Genomic DNA, 21,996 nt, shown 5'->3' on the forward strand with positions numbered 1-21,996 from the left:
CGCAGTCGGCGTCATAAGACTTCAGGCCAAGAAGGGGAAAAATATGGCATCCATCTGCAGTGTCTTGCCAGAGTTGCTCTGCAAGTTCCCTGCCATTGACGACGGAACGATCCGCCTGGCTCGCAAGACCATCGACGATGGTTTCAAGGGTTTCGTCCGCACCTATGGCGACGCCATCGACACGGTCGTCCAGCCGCTTCAATGGTTTCTGAACTATCTCGAAAGCCTGTTCGTCAGCTCGCCGTGGATCGTCATCCTCGCGCTCATGGTGGCGATCGTCTATTTCGGCAGCCGCAACATCAACATCACCATCGGCACGGCGCTGTCGATGATCGCCATCGGCCTCGTCGGCCTGTGGAACGACACGATGGTCACGCTCGCAATGGTCACCGTCTGCACGCTGATCTCGATCCTGATCGGCATTCCGATCGGCATTCTGATGGCGCGCTCCGAGCGGGTGCAGTCGGTCGTCAATCCGGCGCTCGACGTGATGCAGACGATGCCGAGCTTCGTCTATCTTATTCCGGTCGTGATGATCTTCGGCATCGGCAAGGTTCCGGGCCTCATCGCCGTCGTCATCTATGCCGTGCCGCCGATGATCCGGCTCACCAATCTCGGCATCCGCCTCGTCGACAAGGAAGTGCTCGAAGCCGCCGACGCCTTCGGGTCGTCGGCCTGGCAGAAGCTCAAGAACGTGCAGATGCCGCTGGCGCTGCCCACCATCATGGCCGGCATCAACCAGACCATCATGATGTCGCTGGCGATGGTCGTCGTCGCATCGATGATCGGCGTGGGCGGCCTCGGCAAGAACGTGCTGCAGGCGATCGCCAACCAGTTCTTCACCGTCGGTTTCCTCAACGGCTTCGCCCTTGTCGGTATCGCCATCATTTTCGACCGTACCAGCCAGGCCTTCGGCAGGCGGCTACAGAAGCATTCGGAGGTTATCCATGGCTAGTCACGCGATCGAGGTGAAGAACCTCTACAAGATCTTCGGCCCCAATGGCGGCAACTATGTCGATGCCGTCAAGCGGGGCCTGGGCAAGGCGGAACTCAACGAAAAGCACGGCCACGTGCTCGGTCTGCAGGACATCAACATCTCGATGCCGGCCGGTGGCGTCATGGTGGTCATGGGGCTTTCGGGCTCGGGCAAGTCGACGCTGATCCGCCACATCAACCGGCTGATCGACCCGACCGCAGGCGAAGTGCTCTATGACGGCGTCGACGTCTGCAAGATGAACGACAACGACCTGCGCGAATTCCGTCGCCACAAGACGGCGATGGTGTTCCAGAAATTCGCGCTGCTGCCGCACCGGACCGTGCTCGACAACACCGTTTACGGCCTGGAGATCCAGGGCGTCGGCAAGGCCGAGAGCGAAAAGCGCGCGCGCGGCTGGATCGACCGGGTCGGTCTCCAGGGCTTTGAGAACCACTACCCCAACCAGCTTTCCGGCGGCATGCAGCAACGCGTCGGCCTCGCCCGGGCGCTCACCAACGATGCCGACATCCTGCTGATGGACGAAGCCTATTCGGCACTCGATCCGCTGATCCGCGTCGATATGCAGAGCGTGCTTCTCGACCTACAGAAAGAGCTGAAGAAGACCGTCGTCTTCATCACCCACGATCTCGACGAGGCGCTCAGGCTCGGCGACAAGATCGCCATCCTGCGGGATGGCCGCGTGGTGCAGCAGGGAACGGGCCAGGAAATCGTGCTGTCGCCCGCCGACGACTACATCAGCGCCTTCGTCAAGGAAGTGAACCGCGGACGCGTCATCAATGTCGAGACGATCATGCGGCCGCTTTCCGGCAACCCGGAAGGCATGCCGCTGACGATGGGCACGGTGCTGGAATCGGCGGCCCGCGCCATGACCGGCGCTCATCTCAACGTGGCCCATGTCGTCGACGAAAACGGCCGCCCGATCGGCGCGCTCGATCTGCCGACGATCATCTCGGCCATGGTGACGCCCACCAGTCACGAGGACAAGAGAGCCGCATAGACAGGCCAATCGGCAGCAAGGGCGCTCGGCACCTCCCATCGCGGGAACAGGCCGCAGCGCCCTTCGCATGTCAGGCGGGTCGTATCGTCTGCGGGGTGCAACTCGGAAGACGCACGCTGTCGGCGCTCATGCAGCAATTCAAAGTGCTACAGCGACCTTTGCGCGTCTAATAAGACGCGCGGCGCTGTAGGCCGATGTCAGCCTCGCATTCGCACCAAGTGCTCTACGGCGCTGTTCAGTTGGTCTTCGTCGTTTCGGCTGCAGCCGGCTCGACGGTGCTTGCGGACGAAAGCGTATCGCTGGTCGCCGGGAAATACTTGTCGAGCAGGCCCATCATCTGGGTGTCGCGCTTTTCGGCGGTCTCGCCGCCCATGACGACGCCGACGAGGCGCTTGCCGTCGCGCGTCGCCGACGTCACCACGTTATAGCCAGACGCCGTGGTGTAGCCGGTCTTGATGCCGTCAGCGCCTGCATAGCGGTTCATCACGCCGTTGTGGCCGCGAAGCTTCATGCCCCTGAATTCGATCTTGCGGTTCGAAAACAGCGCAAACTCTTCCGGGAAATCGCGCATCAGCGCAATGCCGAGCGTCGCCATGTCACGCGCCGTCGTCACCTGCTCCGGATCCGGCAGGCCGTTGGCGTTCTTGAACACGGTGCTGGCCATGCCGAGCTGGTGCGCCTTCTCGGTCATCACCTTGGCAAACCCGGTTTCAGTGCCGGCCAGCTGTTCGCCGATGGCAACGGAAGCATCATTGGCCGACAGCACGATCATGCCCATCACGGCTTCGCGGACGGAGACGGTGCGCCCGACGCCGACGGCCAGCTTGAAGGGCTCCTTGCCATTGGCATTTTCCGACATCGTCAGTCGCTGGTCCCACGTCAGCTTGCCGTCGCGAAGCGCTTCGAACGCAAGATAGATCGTCATCATCTTGGTCAAGGACGCGGGATAGTTCAGCTCGTCGGCATTCTCGGCTTCGAGAACGGTGCCGGTCTGCGCGTCCAGAACCAGATGGGCTTTTCCGGCGAACGCGTAGGACGCACCGCCGAGCAACAGACCGAGTGAAACCGCCGCCGACGCGAGTGTCCGGATAGTGAAATGCATGATGTTCTTCTCGTTTGAGGCTATCGATCAGCGCGCGATACCCGCGGGCAAGCTAGCGACTACATAAGTGCCGCCTTTTACAGCGATCACAAGCGAGCCGCAATCGCCTATCGGCTGCGGCTTTTCGTCGTGAGCAATCGCCCCGCTTCCGCCACAATGGCGTCAACGGACAACCTGGCTTCGGCGCCAGATCGAACCTGCCTAACCCTCACGCGCCGCGACAGCCCTCGCCCCAAAAGGCCAGCCTGACAGAAAGGGTTTTTCGATGAAACGGAAGGTCAGAGTAGAGACAACCAGCACCCCACCTATCGCAGCGAGCGTCACCAGCGTCGCGAAGCCCTGGTCGAGCGTCAGAACCGTGTCCCCATCGGGAGCGACGTGGGTCGGAACCTTCAGGCCGAAGCGCAGAATCTGGGTGACCGCCCAGCCGACAATGGAATGGGTCAGGTAGACGCTGTAGCTGACGGTGCCCAACCAGACGAAGGACGGCCACTCGAGAAAGCGGCGAAGACTCGTGTCCTCCTGCAGGTTCGCCACGGCCACAACCGTGACCGCAAAAAGAGGCGGCAGAAGGATTTCCGCGCGGCCGCCGCCGAGGCCCCAGATTGCCAAAACGACGAGCGTCAGCGCCGCTGCAGCCATCGGCGCCGCCGCCTTTCGGGGCAATCGGACGTGGAGCGAAGCGGCCCACGCCCCCAGGAAAAAAGAGAATACGCAGCGGATGATCGCAAAGATCGGATCGGTTTCGAGCCGTCCGCCCTCCAGAGCGAGCAGGATGATGGCCGCTCCACCCGCCAGAACAAGGCACCAGCGCACCGGTAACCGCAGGAGACCCACCGTCAAAGCGAAGATCAGATAGGTCCAGAACTCGACCGAAATGGACCAGCTCGGAATATTGAACCCGAGTTCGCTCAGAACCACGCCCTGCAGCAGAAAAAGATTGGCAAGGAACGCCTTTGCGTCGGACACCACAAAGGCGGGGTTATTGGAGATGATGCCGGTCTTCTGTTCAAAGATGTATTTGAGACACTCTATGCCGAGGAAGATCAGCAGCGTGAACAGATGAAGGGGATAGAGGCGCCAGAACCGCCGGCGCTGGAAGCTTGCGAGCTCTGCGGGGCTCGACAATCTGTTGGCATAGTTGAGAGCAATCACGAAGCCGCTGAGCACGAAGAAGAAGTCGACCATGAGGTAGCCGTGCCGGATGAAGGCATTCTCACTCAGCAGGCTGCCGTAACGGAAATGGTGCAGGACAACCGCAAGGGCCGCGAAACCCCGCAAGGATTCGAGCGCCAGGAGTTTGGGTTTCTTCACCATTGCGGAGAATGCTCCATCGCTGGCGGCAAGCGCCGCCATTTCGTCACGTTGCGCCCGTCGTTTAGACGGTCTGCTTCGAGAAGACAGGTCCCGCAAGGACGATTGGAAGCTACCTTCGCCCGGGAAGCCTTAAAATCCGGTAATGGGCATTCTGCGTTGAGCCAAAGACATTTGGCTTCTGTTGTCGGGGCAAGGCAAAACTGCCCGCTTTGGCAAAAGATGCCCGATTGAACCGAGCCGCCGTTTCATTCGACCTTAACCCGATTGCGCCATGCTTGATGGCAGGTCCCGGCCCTCTGGGGGCAACTGCAGACGGGAACCGCAAACCCGGAGGTGGCGCCGTGTCGGCGACGCCCCAGCAATCTCGGCGCCCTGATGCAAGTACCCCCCGCCACGGCAGACTTACCCACACGTCGGCATCCAGTGCCGGCGCGGGTAGGCTACGACGTTGGGCTCGCACAGCTGACGCGCCATTTGGCTTCGCTGCTATCCGGCCTCGGGCTCTTCCTCATGGTCTTCACGCTGATGCCCTTTCAGGGCGCCATGGAGACGGACCCGAATGCCGCCAACGATGGCAACATCATCAACCAGGTCGGCTACATCGTGCTTGGTGCGGTCTATCTGTTTGCGATGCTGCTCGTGGTCGACAAGCGGGTGCTGGCGCGGCTGGCCTCGCCGGCCTGGGTGGCGATCTTCGCCATCGCCTACTTCTCCTGCCTGCAGTCCTACGATCCGGCCGCCTCCGCCCGTGGTCTGACGCTCAGCCTTGTGGCGATGATCATGGTGGCCGGCGTGCTGGTGCTGCCGCGCAGCGAGGAGGATTTCGTTCATGCCGGGGCAAATGCCATACTGCTCCTCATCCTGATCGACTATGCCGCGCTCATCGTGGCGCCGGACCTGGCCATTCACTCGGCCGCCGGCGGCGAGCCCTGGCATGCCGGCTTCTGGCGCGGCCATCTCCTACACAAGAACGTCTCGGCGCCGGTGTTTTCGATCCTGTGCATGTTCGGGATCTATTGCCTGCGCTCCGGCGCCACGCTTCGCGGCTGGGCCATCACCCTGCTCTCGGTCAACTTCGTGCTGCACACCGGCTCGAAGACCACCATCGGCTTCCTGCCAATCGCCATAACGCTGGTGCTTGCCGGTCGCGCCGTTCGCAGCCCCGGCCTGATGATCGTCGCGCATCTGGTCATGTCGGTCGTCGTCTTCGGCCTGACGCTCGGCACGATCTATTCAGACACCCTGCTTTCGTTCACCAGGGCGATCATCGACGATGCCACCTTCACCGGACGCGACGACATCTGGAAGTTCGCCAGCGCCAGCATCGCCGAGCACCCATGGCTAGGTCAGGGTTACTCCAGCTTCTGGCTCTCGCCCGTCATCATGGGCCTTGAGGCCAACTTCGAGGCGAACTGGGACGTGCGTGGCATCGTTGCCGGCCACAACAGCTATCTCGACGCGGCGCTGACATTTGGCCTGCCCGGCGGTATCCTCATAAGCCTGCTGCTCTTCGTCAAACCGCTCCTCGACTACATCCGCGCCTCGCGCCGGCCGGAGGGTCGGGCCTTTGCCGACTTCTGCGTCATGGTCGTCATTTTCATGACTTACAACGCCATGCTCGAAAGCTTCTTCCTCAACCGCGCCGACCCGATGTGGCTGCTGACGGCGCTGGCCATCTTCGGGCTCGGCCTTGCCGGGCGCTTGGGCCTGCGCCACCAACAATAGTCCCGGCCACCCACGCCGACGCTTGCAAAGACATAAAGATATCTTTATATCTTATTGCATTCATTCTAGCCGGGAAAAGCCGATGACCGCTGCAGCCAACGTTCTCTCCGACCTTATCGCCGAAAAAGGCGTTCTTCTTGCCGATGGCGCCACCGGAACCTCGCTGTTCGCGATGGGCCTCGAAGCCGGCGAAGCGCCGGAAATCTGGAACGAGACCAGGCCCGAGAACATCGCCAAGCTGCACCAGGACTTCGTCGACGCCGGCGCCGACATCATCCTGACCAACTCCTTCGGCGGCACCCGCCACCGCCTGAAGCTGCACCACGCCCAGGATCGCGTGCACGAACTCAACAGGCGCGCGGCCGAAATCGCCCGCGCCGTCGCCGACCAGGCACCACGCAAGGTCATCACCGCCGGTTCTGTCGGCCCGACCGGCGAACTGCTGATCCCGCTTGGCGCGCTGTCCTATGAGGACGCGGTCTCGGCCTTCGTCGAACAGATCGAAGGCCTGAAGGCCGGCGGCGCCGAAGTCGCCTGGATCGAGACCATGTCGTCGCCGGACGAGATCCGCGCGGCCGCCGAGGCCGCCGCCAAGGTCGGCATGCCCTATGTCTATACCGGCTCCTTCGACACCGCCGGCAAGACCATGATGGGCCTGCACCCCAAGGATATTCACGATGTCGCCAAGGATCTGGGCAATGGCCCGGTCGCCGTCGGGGCCAATTGCGGCGTCGGCGCGTCCGACATCCTGTCCTCGCTGCTCGACATGACCGCGGCAAAGTCCGAGGCGACCGTGATCGTCAAGGGCAATTGCGGCATTCCGGAATTCCGCGGCTCGGAAATCCATTACTCCGGCACGCCGCCGCTGATGGCGGAATATGCTCGGCTCGCGGCCGACGCCGGCGCCAAGATCATCGGCGGCTGCTGCGGCACCACCTGCGGGCACCTCGCCGCCATGCGCGTGGCCCTCGACGAGCATTCGCCGCGCGAACGCCCGACGCTCGATGTGATCATCGAAAGGATCGGCCCGCTGCGCAACAAGTCGGCCAATGAAGCTCCATCGGCCCCGGCCCGGGAACGGCGCAGCCGCCGCGGCTAAAAGCACTTCCAGGGGAAGTGCGAAAAGCACGCAAGATCGACAAAATAACGAAACGCTCCGGCATCATCTGATCCCGGAGCGTTTTCATTTGTAGCGTTCGCTATGGCTCTCGCAACGAGCGGGAATGCCCCCGAAAATCAGGCGCTGCGCTTGATCGCACTGTCCGCCCGAAGATGCTGCCGCCAGGCCTCAAGCCCGATCTCGATGTTCTTGCGACCGAAGCCGACACGGAAGCGATCCTCAGCGACCGGCAGCAGGTCGGACACGAACAGGCTGGATGGCAGCAGCAGCACGCCCGCCTCTTCCACCAGGCGGCGGCAATGGGTCTCGACCCCATCGGCTCCGAGATAGCGGGCAAAACCGACGCAGCCGCCATCCGGCTCCCGCCATTCATAGAGGGCGGGGAATTCGGCAAAGAAGGCTCCGAGCTTTTCGAGGTTCGAGGCGCAAAGCGCCCGATTGCGTGTCAGCAGTTGCTCGCGCGCCTTGAGTGCGATCGTTGCCAGAACCTCGGACGGACGCGAATTGCAGATCGACAGATAGTGCTTCATCTTCTCCATGCGCTCGATCAGCGCATGATCGCGGCAGGCGATCCAGCCGATGCGCAAGCCCGGCAGGCCATAGGCCTTGGACATGACGTTGAGCGAGATGCCGCGCTCGAACAACTCGGCCGCCTGCGACAGCCTCAGCGCCGGGTCGCGCTCGAGCCCACGATAGACCTCGTCGCTGAAGAGATGGATGCCGCGTTCGGCGCAGAGCTCGGCCAGCGCCTTGAAGGTCTGCTGATCGGCGATCGAGCCGGTAGGGTTGTTGGGGAAGTTGACTGCAATCAGCCTGGTGTTCGGCTTCAGCGCCGCACGCACGTCGGCAATATCGAGGCGCCAGTTGTTTTCCGGGCGCAGCGGCACGCCGGTGACCGAAGCGGCGATCGTGACCGGCAGCGTTTCCATCGACTGATAGTTTGGCACGGTGACGATGGCGTGGTCCTGAGGGCCGAGCAGCGCCAGCATGGCGCAGTAAAGCCCCTCCTCCGCCCCGGCAAAGCAGAGAATGTCTTCAGCCGAGAGCCCCTGATAGGTCGACGCAATGGCCGCGCGCAAGGCCGGTGCGCCATAGGTTTCGGTGTAGCCGAGCGTCAGCTTGTCCCAGGCTTCCCGGTCCGCGTCGTCGGCCAGCGCCAGCAGTTCGCCCATGCCGATGGTTTCGCTGTCGCTGGCGGTCATGTGGTGGCGCGCCTTGAACTCCCAGCGGGAGAAATGCGTTTCGAGGCGGAAGTCTGGCAAGGTGGTCATATCGGGTCCTCCAATCGCTGCGTCCGGCGGACGGGCGAAACCATTGTCTTCGTCGTGATCAGGAAGCGTCGCCGCGGGCGGCAGTGAGATAGTTGTAGATCGAGGCGCGCGAGGTGCCGATCAGGCTGGCAAGATGGTCGACGGCGTTGCGGGTCTTGAACAGGCCGCGCTCCTCCAGCGCCGCCACCAGCGCCACCCGGTCCGCCCGTTTCAGCGCTGAAAGCGCGAGCCCCCGCTCCTTCAGCCAGTCATGCAGCGACGCGTTGATCTCTTCGCGCCAGTCACGCGAAAACAGCACCTGCGGCCGCGGCTGCGCAGCACCGGCAAAGGCGGAAAGCAGCTTCACGGCATTGTCGATCATCGAGACATCGAGATTGATGCAGAGCAGGCCTGCCGCGTCGCCCTTGGCGTCGCGCAACACCGCCGAGATGGACTTGATGCGCCGACCGTCGACTCCAGTCTTCTCGTATGGCCCGAGCACGTTTTCCGCGCCCGAAACCACGCCGAACTCTTCCTCGATCAGCGAATCCTCGCCGACCGCCCGGCCGGAGGAGGCATTCCAGATGGCAACGACGGTGCCGCGCTTAAGGTCATGCAGCACCACCTCCGCATGCGGATAGAGCAAGGCGCTGATGGCCGCAGCCGTTGGCGCGTGCATGGCAATGTCGAAGGCAATGGCGGGCTTTATGTTCATGTCACTGGAATGACCGATTCTGGACTTTTTGTCAATTCTAGACGTTTCGTTTAAGTGTATCATTCACCGATGCTTGCGCGCCCTGCCGGCCTGTCCTATCCCGAAGAAAACGAGATTCGCCTGGAGACACTGACATGAATGCCGGACCCGCTTCCTTCCCCGACAGGGACACCGTTGCCGACAAGCTTTCGGCTTTTGGCGAAGCGGATCAGGCCTTTATCCGCCTGCTGGCGGAAAACCCCGAGCAGGACGAGCAACTGATGGAAGGCCTCCATCGCTGCCTCGACATCGCCTCCGAAGCCCGCTTCCTCAACACGTTGAAGCTCGAAAAGCTTGGCCATTGGCTCGGCAGCGAGGCCCCGGCGCGGCTGCAGATGCGCCTGATGGAAGCCGCCCGCTCCAGCCAGCACCCGGCCTACCAGGCGTTCAGAACGGGTTTGACGAAATCAGGCGGCCTGGAGCGCGCGTTTCCGAAGGGTTGAGGTTAGGCGTTTAAAGAGCGCCATGGGGCTCGGCGCGATCACAATGAATCTTTGACCTAGCTGGTTGGGCTGCACCTTGCTGCCCGAGTGGGATTTCTCGCCCTCATTCCTGTGCTTGTCACAGGAATCCAGCAGCGCCGTGTCTACGGCGCGGAAGAGCTTGAGGAAGAAGGGCCACTGGAAGGATCCTTAACTGCGCAGACGCGCCGTTACTGGATTCCTGTGACAAGCACAGGAATGAGGGAAGTGGTACCGTCCGAGGACAAGGAGACGGCACCTTTAGTCAGGACGATGGTTGCCGGGCATCGGACTATCCCTTTCGGCAACGGGGTCCTTGAACTCCCCGACGCCTACCAAACGGACCACGCGCAGAACAGGTTACGTCAGACGAAGGCAGCGCCGTATATCCCTTCTCCCCGCAAGCGGGGAGAAGGTGGCGGCAGCCGGATGATGGGCCACGCCGCGGTAACGGCGCAGCCTCATCCTCCCGCCCGACCCTCAATTGGCCGAGCCGCCGCCCGAAAGCCCCTTGGCGAGCCGCACCAGATTGACGAATTCGCCGCGATAACCGAACGGGTCCGCCCCCTTGGCCGCTGCCGCCAGATCGACGACGGCATCATAGGAATAGTCCGACAGCGCCGTCACACCCGAAAGCTTCTGCCCGAAGGCGGCCACGGCGACCGAGAAGCGCACGTCATTGGGCGCCTCTGCGAGCGATGGCACGGCGTTCGCCTCGGTAACCGGCGTTGTGATCAGTTCGCTTTGGTCGCCATCCGGTTTCTTGTAGCGGATTTTGAGGAAAGCGAGTTCGCCGGTTTTCGTCGTCGCATCGGCTGCCGGCTTCTCCGCCGCCGCGTAGCGCAGGTCGTCGTTCAGCACCGCCGGACTGCCCTTCGGCGTCACCTCGTAGATCGCCGTGACGCTGTGGCCGGAGCCGATGTCGCCGGCATCGACCTTGTCGTTGTTGAAGTCCTCGCGCTTCAGGGCCCGGGTCTCGTAGCCGATCAGGCGGTATTCGGCGATTGCATCCGGGTTGAATTCCACCTGCAGCTTGACGTCCTTGGCGATCGGGAACAGCGATGAGCCCGCCTCTTCCACCAGCGTCTTCTGCGCCTCGGCCAGCGTATCGATATAGGCGGCCGTACCGTTGCCGTTCTGGGCAATCGTCTGCATCAGCGCATCGTTGTAGTTGCCGCGGCCGAAGCCGAGCACCGACAGGAAGATGCCGCTCCTGCGCTTGGCCTCGATCATCTGCTTGAGCTCGTCGTCGCTGGCGGGACCGACATTGAAGTCACCGTCGGTCGCCAGCATGATGCGGTTGACGCCACCCTTGACGAAGGCCTTCTCCGCCAGCCGGTAGGCAGCGTCGATGCCCTCGGCACCGGCGGTCGAGCCGCCGGGCTGCAACGTGTCGATCGCCGACAGGATCTTCGCCTTGTCCTTGACCGCGGTCGGTTCCAGCACCGTGCCGGCATTGCCGGCATAGGTGACGATCGAAACCGTATCCTCGGGCTTCAGTTTCTCGACCAGCAGCCGGAAGGCGCCTTTCAAGAGCGGCAGCTTGTCCGGCTCGTCCATGGAGCCGGAAACGTCGATCAGGAACACCAGGTTCGCCTTCGGTGCCTGCGCCGGCACGACGTCATAGCCCTTGATCGCCACGTGCATCAGCCGTGTGCCGCCATTCCACGGCGTCGGCGTCACCGTCACCGTCGCCTTGAACGGCTCAGTGGCGCTCGCCGGGCGCGGCCAATCATAAGGAAAATAGTTGACCATCTCCTCGACCCGCACCGCATCGCGCTCCGGCATCTGACCCTCCATTAGCGAGCGGCGCACGAAGGCGTAGGAAGCCGTATCGACATCGACCGAGAAGGTGGAGACCGGGTCGGTGGCGACGCTCTTGACCGGATTGCTGTCGGCCTTGTTGAAGCGCTCGCGGTTTTCCTGAGGAGCCGGAGCCATCTCCTCGGCAACAACGGGCGCCGGCATAAAGGTCATCCGTGTCTCAGCGCCCGGAGCTGCAGAAAGCGGTGCTGCGCTATCGCTCATCATCTGGTTGCCCAAAGCATCCGCCTCGGCCTCGGCAGTGGGCGCCGGGTTCTCGGCTCGCGCCGCAGATTGAACCTCGACGGTCTTCTGTTCGCGGGCGCGGGCAAGCGCCTCGGCGGCTGGCTTATCGGCCGGTGGCCGACCCTCAGCATCAACGGCAACCGACCCGCCGACTGCAAAGCCGGAGGTCTCCTGCCTCTTCGCAGCAGCTAGGTTTTCGTCCACCGCCGACGCAGTCGGAGCTGACTTCGGCCGTGGCGCTGCCTTCTGTTTCGGCTCTCCCTTCACCGCGATCTCTGCCCCGGTGTCGCCGGGCAGCACGGAGTTGCGCGTCAGTTCCAGCGTCAGGAACGTGGCGGCGGGGATGACCAGCAGCGTGGCGAGTGCCGATCCGGCAAGCAGTTTCCTGTTCATGATGGGGCTCCATATCCGGTTGAAGATGGAGCTTTGACGAACCGGCAGCATTGATCCTTGGGTGATGGTCGAATTTTCTTCTGCCATGTCGAAAGCCTGCATGGCGGCCGCGAGCGCACGCGCGCGTGCCTCGTTCGAAGCCTTTGGCGGGGTCAGCCCGGAGAGCTTGTCGAAATCGTCGGTCATGATCACACGGCCTCCTTGCCAAGCAATGTCTTCAGCCGCTTGCGCGCCTCGTGCACGTGCCAGGACACGGTCGCCTCGGAACATCCAAGCACATCGGCGGCCGCGGCATGGCTCATCCCCTCGGCATAGACGAGCAGCACTGCGTCGCATTGTTTTTCCGGCAGCGCCCTGACGGCCGTCCAGAGCGCCTCCTGGCGATCGTCTTCGGCCGTCTCGCCGCCGCCAAGAACGGGCTGCTCGTTGGCATAGGCCTGTATCCTGCTGGTGTCGCGCATCTGTCGGCGCTTGTGGTCGCGCGCCGCGTTGAGCGTTAGGGTGTAGAGCCAGGTGCGAAACCGGCTGGTGCCGCGAAAGCCGCGAACGGCGGTACCCAGCCGTACGCAGACGTCCTGGGCGATGTCTTCCGCATCCGCGGCATTGCCCGACCAGCGCCAGGCGACGGCATGGACAAAATCATAGTGCCGCTCGACCAATTGGCCGAACGCCCGTCTGTCTCCAGACACCGCTTTCTCGACGAGTTCAGCGTCCAATGGCGTGCCCGCTCCTAGCTGTTTTGAACCTTAGACGTTGCACGACGACAATTCCTTGGGGCCGCGACGAAAAAAATCGCATCGGCCCCAAAGAAAAAACTAGCGCGGGAATTTTCCGACGACGGCGATCATCGGCCCCATCGGGAACAGCCGGTCGTGCCGGTTGATATCAGGCGCATAGAGGCTGGAGATCGTGCCGTCGAGGAAAAGCGCGTTGGGGCAATCGAGCTCGTCGCGGAAAAGCGTCGCGAAGTCGTGAAACCGCACCGGCCTTTTCGAGACGACGAACACCACCTCGCCCGCAGCCGTCACGCCGACGCCGTTGCGGGTCTTGAGGCTGGTGCTGTCGGGCAGGAAGCGCGGATGCAGCTCGCCATCGATCACCAGCATCGGGCCGGACTGCGTGGCAAACCGGGGCCGGATATTGGCGGCGCGATAGGCGTCCGCCGACATCACCCCCGCCTTGCCGCCATCGACATAGAAGACGCCGTTAGGAAGAAGGTGGAAATTGCCCCAGCCGGTATTGGTGTTGAGCGGCGCCTGCTCGCGCCCCTCCTCGATATGCAGGCCGACCGGCGACAGGTCGTCGTGATACATGCCGCCGTTCATGGCAAAGAGCATGTATTCGTCGCGATGGCGCAGTTCCAGCGACAGCGCCCGGAACGAGCGGAAGGGAACGCCGGCCTGATCTTTGTTGTAAAGACGGATGTCGTTATCGGCGGGGTCGACGGTGCAGGCGATATAGTCCTGCCCGAGATGGCTGACGTCACGGCAGGCGCCGAGCGCCGGGCCGGCAAGGCCGGCCGAGAGAACGGCACCGACGAGAAATGGTTTTGGAAAAAGCGGCATGAAAAACATCCAATGGAATCAGTCGCCCAGCATCATCGAGATTGCGGCGGTTCTGGCGCAGGAGCGAGGAAAATGCTGATGGCAGGCCCGGCCTCGCCGTAGACGGACAGGCCAACCGTGCTCTCCCCCTCACCCCTGTGCTCGTCACAGGGGTCCAGCCACAGCGCGTCTGCGCCGTGAAGGAACCAAAACCTCGCTGTCTGCTGCATGACGCGGTCTTTGCGCGCCGCCGACGCGGGCGGCTGGATCTCTGTGACAAGCACAGAGATGAGGGAGAGGAGAAATCGGCATCCGTAGCCGCAGCCAAACATGGCATCGTCGCGGTGTAGGTAGGTCGCCGTCGCAATTCTGTGCGCACAGGGATGAGGTAAGGAAAGTACAGGGCCTTACGGCCGCGACAGTTCCGCTCAGCCGCCAGCCATAATCCCGGCAATGCCGGCCAGCACAAAACAGCCGGCCGCCGCCGCAAGGCCGAAGATCGCCGCCAGACAGGCAAGGCCGGCAACGCCGCTGCGCAGGTAAGAGTTGGGATTACCGGTGAGGATCTCGCTCGACAGCCTGGTCAGCAATCGCTTTTCCTGCAGCGTGAAGCGCAGGTTGCTGGCGTGCTGGCGCGCCACCCGCTGCACCTCGCCGTAATTGTTGGCGATGGCAAAGAAAGTGAGCAGCAGGCCAATGCAGCCGACGACCAGGGCGGCCTTGCGTAGAAAATCGATCGCCTCCGGCAGCAAGCTCGCGCCCAATATGGAGCTGTCGAACAGACCGTCGAAGCCGGCGATGCAGGCCGCAACCACCGCGGCATGGGCGGCGGCAATCGCCAGCAGGCGCTTGTACGCCTCGTCGAGAAGCTGCGAATTGGCGGCATGAATACTGTCCAGACGCGATACCTGCGCGTCGACTTCCTCCCGCGACAAGCGCGGGGGAAAGTTGCTCACGGATACCACTGGGCTGCGCGTCATGAGATGGTCTCCAATGCCACACCGTCCAAATCGGTATAAATTCGGAAATTTTACGTTTCCAGAACACCTGCAATTTTAGTCATTTTGGAGATTTACACCATCTTTGCGTGCCGGAGCGGAACAGCGAAACAGGCGCTCGGTTTTCCATGCGCACCCAGCTGCGGGGACAGCACCAGTCAATCAGCGCCGGAAGGTGACGGCGCAGGTCGTGTGGATGCCTGTGCCGGCGGTGCCTTGGGATTGTGCGTTACGCACGTCACTTCCTGCTGTGTATGCGGCTGTGGAAAGTATGCCCGAGCGGCCATCGGTGGATGGGCAGGCTGGACCTTGCCGTGTCATTCACGGCCCCGGCCGACGCTTTACCGTCCTCTATTTCATTGGAGGCTTCGGCGCAGGTGAAAACGCCAGCGTCAGCCACACATTCCAGCCTTCCGGGCGGTTTTTGGCCCCGAACTCGTAGTATCCCTTGAGGTTCACATAGCCCGCCGTTTCATCGCCGGCGTCGAACTTGCAACCGAGCTGGGGACCGACCCCGAACACGCGGGACTTGAAATCACCAAGGGTCGCGCCTTCGCCGCTGTCCCCCGTAAGCTGCTGATAGGCGTATCCAACGACGCCGACATGGACATGCTCGTTCAGGAATTGCGATGCGGCCCAGTCGACGTGCCCATCAATGCCGTTCCGATAGTCCGTATCGGGGTTTTTGAAGTTGTAGGTCAGGCCGCCGACAATCGAAAACTCGCGACCCGTGTCCGGATTGAGATAGGTGTATCCGACCCCGCCATCCATGGCACCGTGGCCGAGCCCCAGGTTCGCCAGGCGATCAGGATCGTAGGAACCAACGGGAATGCCGCCGGTCATATAGACGAGATAGTTGTCGACGTCGTCGTTCCATTTAAGTGCCGCATGGGGAAGGACATCGCCAAACGCGGTTAGAGAATCGCATCTTTCGCCGGAGACCGAACCGCCGAGCGGCCCAGTCAAGGTGGCGTCTACGCAGGCGTGGCTTCGTCCCGCAACGCCCAACAGGCTGAGGGCGAGCTGCCCACCCCATACGGGCTGATCGAAGGTGTAGGTCGGTCCGAAGGCAACCAGGTCGCCGCGCCCGCTCATGCCGACATCGACTTGCCCGGCCCCGCCGCGTGGAAAAGCCTCGCTCGCACCCGCGCTGATGGAGGAGTGGTAGTAGATCGAAGCGAAGGACCAGCCGGGTTTACCCGGCACCGCAGCAAAACTGCCGTATAGGCCAGGCAGCCAGAAACTGACGCCAAATTCATCCGCGCTGGCCTGTGACGCGGCAAACGCAACCACGAACACCAGCGAACCGGCGCACATCTTTCGAATCATGCGACCCCCTGCATTAGCCTACACACACTAGGTTACAATCGGGGCAATTCAACCGCATGTTTCCCGCAACGGCGGCATGTGACGGAGGCTTCAAATGCGCAGGTTCGCCATGGCGATTCTGAGCCTGTTGATCGCGGCGGCCCCGGCCAGCGCCGACGACAAGCTGGTCAAAGACCTTGACGCAAGGACAATCGAGAGCCGAGCGATCGAGGCCGTCAACTGGGGCATGCCTGTCGTCAACTTCGACCTGATGCTGCAGGCGATGATCACGGGCGCCAAAGGCAAGCCCAATCAGATCGTCTACTGGTCTCGCCTGCCGGACTGAAAGAACCAGACACTCACCCCCAATCCGGACGTCATGCATGGCAGTTCCCCCTGGAGGATGTCGGCCCGGCCGGGGTCGACAAGGGCAAGGGCGGAAAATACCTCATCCTGCCACCTGACCACTCCGGCGCGATCCCGGACGGATACATCGTGCTGCCGTCATCGACCTATCAGGGTTACGCCCTGCTGCGCTCCATTCTGAACAGCGGCAGCGAAGCCGACGTTGCCAAGGCGTCGATTACGCCAAACGGATCAGGCTCTATCCATTGTCGCAGGCCGTAAATCCGCCGACGACTTTTGTCGATGCCATCGACGTTGTCTACGATTCGACCATTCCCTACGATCTGCGCTTCTTCCAGTCTTTGAACCGCGTGGTCCAGGCTGAGCCCTGGCTCCGCCCATCAGGCCATAGTTTCGGCAGCGGCGACAGATCAAAGGTCCAGTGCGGACATGTGAAAGCGAAGCTGCGCCGGCGGATAGCGATAGTCCTGCCCGACGGGACAGGCGTCGCGGGCCAGGCATCCGTGCTCGAGACAGCCACTCCTGCCCGCCTCCGTCCTCAGATAGCTGCGACAACGGCCGACATCGAATTGCAGGCGCTCGAGCGCGCCGGCCGGACAGGCGGAAATGCATGGTTTATCCACGCAAGTGTCGCAGGGATGGCTGGCCAACCGCTCGCTATCGGCAGCCAAGGGTTCATCGAAGGCGAGCGCGCCACGATAGCCGTGCCAGAGCCCGTAGCGCGGATGAATGAGAATGCCGAGCGGCGAAGTCTTCAGCCCCTCCGCCCGCATCGCCCATTGCTGGAATGGCTGCCAGGGTGGATCCGACGGGAAGTAGGCCGTCGCCCCACTGCCTCGAGCGATTTCCCCAATCACCGACTTCGACCACGTATCGAGCGGATCGTTGCCGCCATGGTCCGGCGCACTTTCGCGCCAGCGCACGAAGGGCTGCCACAGCGAGCCGCCGACATTGCCGATCAGCGCGACGCTTGCAGCCGGCCGACCATCCGAAAGCAACGGCGCGGCATCGCCGGAAGCAAAGTTCAGCGTGCCGCGCAAAAAAAGTCCGTGCGGCTCAAGAGCCGCACGGACGGTTTCAAGTCGAGTTTCCGCAGATGCGGAAGGCGCCGTCATTTCGGTTTCGGCCCCTGTAGATCGTAATGCGGGCGCCAGACTTCCTTCTGGATCATGTCAGCCACCTGCGCCGCGCCGCCTTGCTCCCTGGCTCGCTCGGGACCCTTTCAGGTGAAAGCGTCGGGCATCGAGTCCTTGCGCTCGGCGATAAAGGCCTTGAGCGCCTCGTCAATATCAGGATCGAGGTAAGGCGCCTCGTAGTGCTCCAGCCAGCTGCGGGCCAGCGCATTGGCGCGCTGCTCGATGCGCTTTTCGCCTTCCACTTCCCACTGTTCGTAGGAATTGTTGTCGGCGAGCGGCGAACGGTAGAAGGCGGTCTGGAAATTGGCCTGGGTGTGGGCGCAGCCGAGGTAGTGACTGCCCGGACCGACTTCGCGGATGGCGTCGAGCGCCTGCGCGTCTTCCGAGAGGTCGATGCCTTCGGCCATCTTCTGCATCATGCCGAGCTGGTCCTGGTCGATCATGAACTTCTCGTAGGACGAGACGAGACCCCCCTCGAGCCAGCCGGCCGCATGCAGCACGAAGTTGGTGCCGGCAAGCAGCGTCATGTTCAGCGTATTGGCCGATTCATGCGCGGCTTGAGCGTCCGGAACCTTCGAGCCGCAGAGTGAACCGCCGGTGCGGAACGGCAGCTTCAAGCGGCGGGCAAGCTGTGCCGCGCCATAGGAAACCAGCGACGGCTCCGGCGTGCCGAAGGTCGGCGCGCCCGACTGCATCGAGATCGAGGCGGCAAAGGTGCCGAACAGCACCGGCGCGCCCTTGCGGATCAGCTGGGTGAACGAGGCACCGGCCAGCACTTCGGCGAGAATCTGCGTCAGCGTGCCGGCAACAGTGACCGGGCTCATGGCGCCCGACAGGATGAACGGCGAAAGCACACAGGCCTGGTTGTGGCGGGCATAAACCTTGAGTGCGCCCACCATGGTCTCGTCGAAGACCATCGGCGAGTTGGCGTTGATCAGGTTGAGCGTGACGCAATTGTTCTCGACGAACTCGTCGCCGAAAACGAGTTTCGCCATGGCGATCGTGTCTTCGGCGCGCTCGGGTGCCGTGACCGAGCCCATGAACGGCTTGTCGGAATATTTGATGTGGCTGTAGACCATGTCGAGGTGACGCTTGTTCACCGGAATGTCCACCGGCTCGCAGACCGTGCCGCCGGACGAATGCATCGACGGCGCCATATAGGCGAGCTTCACGAAGTTGCGGAAATCCTCGATGGTCGCGTAACGGCGGTTACCCTCGAGATCGCGCACGAAGGGCGGGCCATAGACCGGTGCGAAGATCGTCGCCTTGCCGCCGACCTGGGCGCTGCGCGCGGGATTGCGGGCGTGCCAGGTAAATTCGGACGGCGCCGTTTTCAGAAGCTCGCGGCAAAGACCCTTGGGAAAGTGAACGCGCTGGCCGCGCACGTCGGCACCAGCCTGTTTCCACAGTTCGAGTGCTTCGGCGTCGTCGCGGAATTCGATGCCGATTTCCTCGAGGATCGTATCGGCATTGCGCTCGATGAGCTCAAGACCCTCCTCGTCGAGAACCTCGTATTCGCGAATCTTGCGCTGGATATAGGGCAGAGACGGCCCCGGGCCGCCGCCGGTGCGCGAGGCACGCCGCGCCGCTGCTCCCCGTCCCTCGCCACGCGAGCGGCGACCGCCACCCTCAACCGCGTCCTGTTCTGTCACGTCGCTCATTTACTCATTCCTCTCCCGCGCATTTCGTGCGCCTTCAAGCACCATTTGGCCCTAATGCTACCAAGCCGCAGGGACTGTACGGGTCTCAATGCGCCAACAAGTGGCGCAACTCGAACACTGCGACCTGCGTCATCGCCGGCCAAAAACCGCATGGCGCGAATATATTGTTTTTGTTAAGAATATACAGGCCTCGAAAGAAGGTGCCCTGCCGTCGCTTTTTGTCATATGCGACGTCGCTTTCGAAAACAGATTTTTACGCGTCGACCGCTATTGATTGTTGAACGTGTCCGGATTTTAGCCCGGCCGTGCCAGGAACCGAGGAACCCTACTATGGCAGACGATGAAATCATTCTCGAGGACCTTTCCGACGAGGAACTTGTGCAGCAGATGCATGACGACCTCTATGACGGCCTCAAGGAGGAGATCGAGGACGGAACCAACATCCTGCTCAAGCGTGGCTGGACGCCCTACGACGTCCTGACCCAGGCACTGGTCGAAGGCATGCGGATCGTCGGCGTCGATTTCCGCGACGGCATCCTGTTCGTGCCGGAAGTTCTGCTGTCGGCCAATGCGATGAAGGCAGGCATGTTCATCCTGCGGCCGCTGCTCGTCGAAACCGGCGCGCCGAAGCTCGGCAAGATGGTGATCGGCACCGTCAAGGGCGACATTCACGACATCGGCAAGAACCTCGTCGGCATGATGATGGAAGGCGCCGGCTTCGATGTCGTCGACCTCGGCATCAACAACCCGGTCGAAAACTACCTGGAAGCGATCGAGCGCGAGCAGCCCGACATCCTCGGCATGTCGGCGCTTTTGACCACCACCATGCCCTACATGAAGGTCGTCATCGACACGCTGAAGGAAAAGGGACTGCGTGACGACTATGTCGTGCTCGTCGGCGGCGCGCCGCTCAACGAGGAATTCGGCAAGGCCGTCGGCGCCGACGCCTATTGCCGCGACGCGGCAGTCGCGGTCGAAACCGCCAAGGACTTCATGAAGCGCAAGCACAACCTGCTCGCTGCCGGCTGAGCCCGCTTCACGAACACGAAAGCCGGCCGCAGCAATGACGCTTGCGGCCGGCTTTTCATTTGCTGGCATGAAAACGGAGGGCTGCGCAACCGCGGCGTCTGCTGATGTTCCACGTCGCGACCGCCGCGGAACACCAGGCTGGACACCAGGGGATCAAAGCGTCTCTGGCACAGCCGAATTCGACGCGCGGCGCTTCAGGTCACGGCTCAGTTGGCGGCGTTGGCCACCTTCTTGCCGGCCGACTGTGTCGCGTTGACGGTGTTTGCGGTATCCTGACCGATGCCGCGGATTGTGTTGCCGCAGGCGCTCAACGTCATAAGCGCGATGAGCACGGCTCCGACGGTCGCAACAGTTTGTGTTTTCATGGCCAGCTTCCTTCACGTTGATCACTGGGTGGAATCGAGATGGAAAACGTATCGCGCACAATAGAACGCGCACAACCGGAAAAAGTTCACGTCATCGGTTGCGGCGCAATCGCGCGCGAAATTCTGGCCATCTGCCAGGCCAACAGGCTCGACCATGTCGACCTCTCCTGTCTGCCCGCCATCTGGCACAACACGCCGGAAAAGATCACGCCGGGGGTCAAGGAGGCGATTGCCAAGGCACGTGCAGCCGGCTTCGAGCGCATCTTCGTCGCCTATGCCGATTGCGGCACCGGGGGCCACCTCGACCGGCTCTGCGAAGAAGAATGCGTCGAGCGCATTCCCGGCCCGCACTGCTATTCCTTCTTCGCCGGCAACGATGCCTTTGCCAGCCGCTGGGACGACGATCTGACCGCCTTTTTCCTCACCGACTTCCTCGCCCGCCAGTTCGAGGCCTTCGTCATCGAGCCGCTCGGCCTCAAGCGCCATCCGGAACTCCGGGATATGTATTTTGGCCATTACCGCAAGCTCGTCTACCTCTCGCAGCAGGAAGACGAAGCGCTGCAGGCAAAGGCCAAAGAAGCCGCCGATTACCTCGGCCTCGAATACGAATACCGCTTCACCGGCTATGGCGACCTGACGAAATCACTGCTGAGCGCCTGATCCCGCAGAAGGTATGTGGCGCCCAGCTCAGGTAGAAAAGACCGAGGGAAAGCTCAGTTCGCCAACAGGATGAGCTCGGATCTGGCAGCATACACAACCCGCCTCAATTGAAACTCAATCGACGCGCTATGCTGTGGCAAGTTGATTTGGCCGATGTGGCTTTCGCGGTATCAGAACTTCGAACCGCCCCAATCCCCTAAATTCTCGACAGACAGGCAGGCTCGGCGTCAGTGCTTGCGGCCAACGCGTCTCGAAACAGATCTCGAGCCGGTCTCGAAACAGATCTCGAGCCGTCTGTCCGGCCCATCGCAACGAGCATTTGATCCGTCTACGCCAGCGCGAAATGCGGAGCGGCTGTTGCAGCCGAATTACTCTTACCAACGCTTGAGGAGGACTGAGACCACTATGAACGCTCTATCTTTCACGAAACGCATCATCCGCGGCCCGCGCGACACGTTACCGATCCACCGCTTCCATGTTGGCCAACTTGTCCGCTCCAAGGGGGCGCTGACGAGAGAGTCAATATCTGGAGAAACGTATCGCATCGTTGCGACGCTGCCGATCCGCGACAATGCGCTCCAGTATCGCATCCGCAGCAGCCGCGAAACCCATGAGCGTGTAACGGATGAAGGCAATCTCGAATTGATTGTCAGTGCCGGCAAGGATGGGATGGCATTGGCCGAGCGAGCCTTCAGAACGGCACATATCCTATAACGACCATGCCAAACCGGCCAAACAGATCAGCCACGGGAGGCGATCATGAA

Annotated in this window: 22 protein-coding genes; 10 read left to right on the top strand and 12 right to left on the bottom strand. The window is 62.2% G+C overall.

The genetic code is table 11. The annotated features are described in order from the left end of the window. The first annotated feature begins 43 nt into the window (after nucleotides 1-43). A complete protein-coding gene (locus ASD00_RS21745; protein WP_025427381.1) occupies nucleotides 44-955 on the top strand; it encodes a proline/glycine betaine ABC transporter permease in 912 nt (303 codons plus the stop codon). Beyond that, nucleotides 948-1,994, top strand: a complete 1,047-nt coding sequence (locus ASD00_RS21750) for a glycine betaine/L-proline ABC transporter ATP-binding protein (RefSeq protein ID WP_025427382.1) — start codon at nucleotides 948-950, stop codon at nucleotides 1,992-1,994. Before ASD00_RS21745 ends, ASD00_RS21750 begins: the two co-directional genes overlap by 8 nt. A 235-nt stretch (nucleotides 1,995-2,229) precedes the next feature. Here ASD00_RS21750 and ASD00_RS21755 read toward each other — a convergent pair whose 3' ends face one another. Both ASD00_RS21755 and ASD00_RS21760 read right to left on the bottom strand, forming a co-directional pair. Beyond that, a complete protein-coding gene (locus ASD00_RS21755; RefSeq protein ID WP_025427383.1) occupies nucleotides 2,230-3,096 on the bottom strand; it encodes a D-alanyl-D-alanine carboxypeptidase family protein in 867 nt (288 codons plus the stop codon). Between the two features lie 201 nt (nucleotides 3,097-3,297). Beyond that, entirely contained in the window at nucleotides 3,298-4,413 is a 1,116-nt protein-coding gene (locus ASD00_RS21760) for an acyltransferase (RefSeq protein ID WP_158071734.1), read from the bottom strand. Nucleotides 4,414-4,788: 375 nt separating this feature from the next. On the opposite strand from ASD00_RS21760, the gene ASD00_RS21765 reads away from it, so the two are divergent. Both ASD00_RS21765 and bmt read left to right on the top strand, forming a co-directional pair. Beyond that, entirely contained in the window at nucleotides 4,789-6,138 is a 1,350-nt protein-coding gene (locus ASD00_RS21765) for an O-antigen ligase (protein ID WP_081788862.1), read from the top strand. Between the two features lie 82 nt (nucleotides 6,139-6,220). Next, on the top strand, nucleotides 6,221-7,237 hold the full coding sequence (gene bmt / locus ASD00_RS21770; RefSeq protein ID WP_057208742.1) for a betaine--homocysteine S-methyltransferase: 1,017 nt from the start codon (nucleotides 6,221-6,223) through the stop codon (nucleotides 7,235-7,237). 137 nt (nucleotides 7,238-7,374) lie between these two features. Here the strand turns inward: bmt and ASD00_RS21775 are convergent, their stop codons facing one another. Further along, entirely contained in the window at nucleotides 7,375-8,529 is a 1,155-nt protein-coding gene (locus ASD00_RS21775; RefSeq protein ID WP_025427387.1) for a pyridoxal phosphate-dependent aminotransferase, read from the bottom strand. A 58-nt stretch (nucleotides 8,530-8,587) separates the two neighbouring features. After that, on the bottom strand, nucleotides 8,588-9,223 hold the full coding sequence (locus ASD00_RS21780) for a PAS domain-containing protein (RefSeq protein WP_025427388.1): 636 nt from the start codon (nucleotides 9,221-9,223) through the stop codon (nucleotides 8,588-8,590). A gap of 134 nt (nucleotides 9,224-9,357) precedes the next feature. Here ASD00_RS21780 and ASD00_RS21785 point away from each other — a divergent pair, with 134 nt between their 5' ends. Next, entirely contained in the window at nucleotides 9,358-9,705 is a 348-nt protein-coding gene (locus ASD00_RS21785; protein WP_025427389.1) for a hypothetical protein, read from the top strand. A gap of 498 nt (nucleotides 9,706-10,203) precedes the next feature. On the opposite strand, the gene ASD00_RS21790 is transcribed toward ASD00_RS21785, so the two are convergent. From ASD00_RS21790 to ASD00_RS21815, 5 genes are all read right to left on the bottom strand, one after another. Then, nucleotides 10,204-12,351: a VWA domain-containing protein gene (locus tag ASD00_RS21790; RefSeq protein WP_113567277.1), complete on the bottom strand. Its 2,148-nt coding sequence runs from the start codon at nucleotides 12,349-12,351 to the stop codon at nucleotides 10,204-10,206. A gap of 2 nt (nucleotides 12,352-12,353) precedes the next feature. After that, entirely contained in the window at nucleotides 12,354-12,881 is a 528-nt protein-coding gene (locus ASD00_RS21795) for an RNA polymerase sigma factor (RefSeq protein WP_057208744.1), read from the bottom strand. Between the two features lie 99 nt (nucleotides 12,882-12,980). Beyond that, a complete protein-coding gene (locus ASD00_RS21800) occupies nucleotides 12,981-13,730 on the bottom strand; it encodes a phosphodiester glycosidase family protein (protein WP_025427392.1) in 750 nt (249 codons plus the stop codon). A gap of 407 nt (nucleotides 13,731-14,137) precedes the next feature. Then, nucleotides 14,138-14,689, bottom strand: a complete 552-nt coding sequence (locus tag ASD00_RS21810) for a hypothetical protein (RefSeq protein ID WP_025427394.1) — start codon at nucleotides 14,687-14,689, stop codon at nucleotides 14,138-14,140. Nucleotides 14,690-15,058: 369 nt separating this feature from the next. After that, complete coding sequence (locus tag ASD00_RS21815; RefSeq protein ID WP_057208746.1) at nucleotides 15,059-16,036, bottom strand: transporter; 978 nt, start codon at nucleotides 16,034-16,036, stop codon at nucleotides 15,059-15,061. 94 nt (nucleotides 16,037-16,130) lie between these two features. Between ASD00_RS21815 and ASD00_RS42515 the strand changes: the two genes are divergently transcribed. After that, nucleotides 16,131-16,361: a hypothetical protein gene (locus ASD00_RS42515; protein ID WP_025427396.1), complete on the top strand. Its 231-nt coding sequence runs from the start codon at nucleotides 16,131-16,133 to the stop codon at nucleotides 16,359-16,361. 50 nt (nucleotides 16,362-16,411) lie between these two features. Further along, the gene (locus ASD00_RS42520) at nucleotides 16,412-16,642 is read left to right on the top strand and encodes a DUF1254 domain-containing protein (RefSeq protein ID WP_309239172.1); all 231 of its coding nucleotides are present in this window, start codon (nucleotides 16,412-16,414) and stop codon (nucleotides 16,640-16,642) included. Between the two features lie 149 nt (nucleotides 16,643-16,791). Here ASD00_RS42520 and ASD00_RS21825 read toward each other — a convergent pair whose 3' ends face one another. Continuing rightward, nucleotides 16,792-17,496 (bottom strand): 4Fe-4S dicluster domain-containing protein, encoded by a 705-nt coding sequence (locus ASD00_RS21825; protein ID WP_025427397.1) that lies wholly within the window; start codon nucleotides 17,494-17,496, stop codon nucleotides 16,792-16,794. Between the two features lie 107 nt (nucleotides 17,497-17,603). Then, nucleotides 17,604-19,178, bottom strand: a complete 1,575-nt coding sequence (locus ASD00_RS21830; protein ID WP_025427398.1) for a trimethylamine methyltransferase family protein — start codon at nucleotides 19,176-19,178, stop codon at nucleotides 17,604-17,606. A 330-nt stretch (nucleotides 19,179-19,508) separates the two neighbouring features. On the opposite strand from ASD00_RS21830, the gene ASD00_RS21835 reads away from it, so the two are divergent. Beyond that, entirely contained in the window at nucleotides 19,509-20,207 is a 699-nt protein-coding gene (locus tag ASD00_RS21835; protein ID WP_025427399.1) for a B12-binding domain-containing protein, read from the top strand. A gap of 206 nt (nucleotides 20,208-20,413) precedes the next feature. On the opposite strand, the gene ASD00_RS21840 is transcribed toward ASD00_RS21835, so the two are convergent. After that, the gene (locus ASD00_RS21840) at nucleotides 20,414-20,572 is read right to left on the bottom strand and encodes a hypothetical protein (protein ID WP_025427400.1); all 159 of its coding nucleotides are present in this window, start codon (nucleotides 20,570-20,572) and stop codon (nucleotides 20,414-20,416) included. Nucleotides 20,573-20,611: 39 nt separating this feature from the next. On the opposite strand from ASD00_RS21840, the gene ASD00_RS21845 reads away from it, so the two are divergent. Together ASD00_RS21845 and ASD00_RS21850 are read left to right on the top strand one after the other, a co-directional pair. Then, the gene (locus tag ASD00_RS21845; protein WP_025427401.1) at nucleotides 20,612-21,232 is read left to right on the top strand and encodes a DUF1638 domain-containing protein; all 621 of its coding nucleotides are present in this window, start codon (nucleotides 20,612-20,614) and stop codon (nucleotides 21,230-21,232) included. 405 nt (nucleotides 21,233-21,637) lie between these two features. After that, complete coding sequence (locus ASD00_RS21850) at nucleotides 21,638-21,946, top strand: hypothetical protein (protein WP_025427402.1); 309 nt, start codon at nucleotides 21,638-21,640, stop codon at nucleotides 21,944-21,946. Nucleotides 21,947-21,996: the final 50 nt, after the last annotated feature.

Origin of the sequence: Ensifer sp. Root31 (assembly GCF_001424825.1) — a bacterium.
Classification (GTDB): Bacteria; Pseudomonadota; Alphaproteobacteria; order Rhizobiales; family Rhizobiaceae; genus Ensifer; species Ensifer canadensis.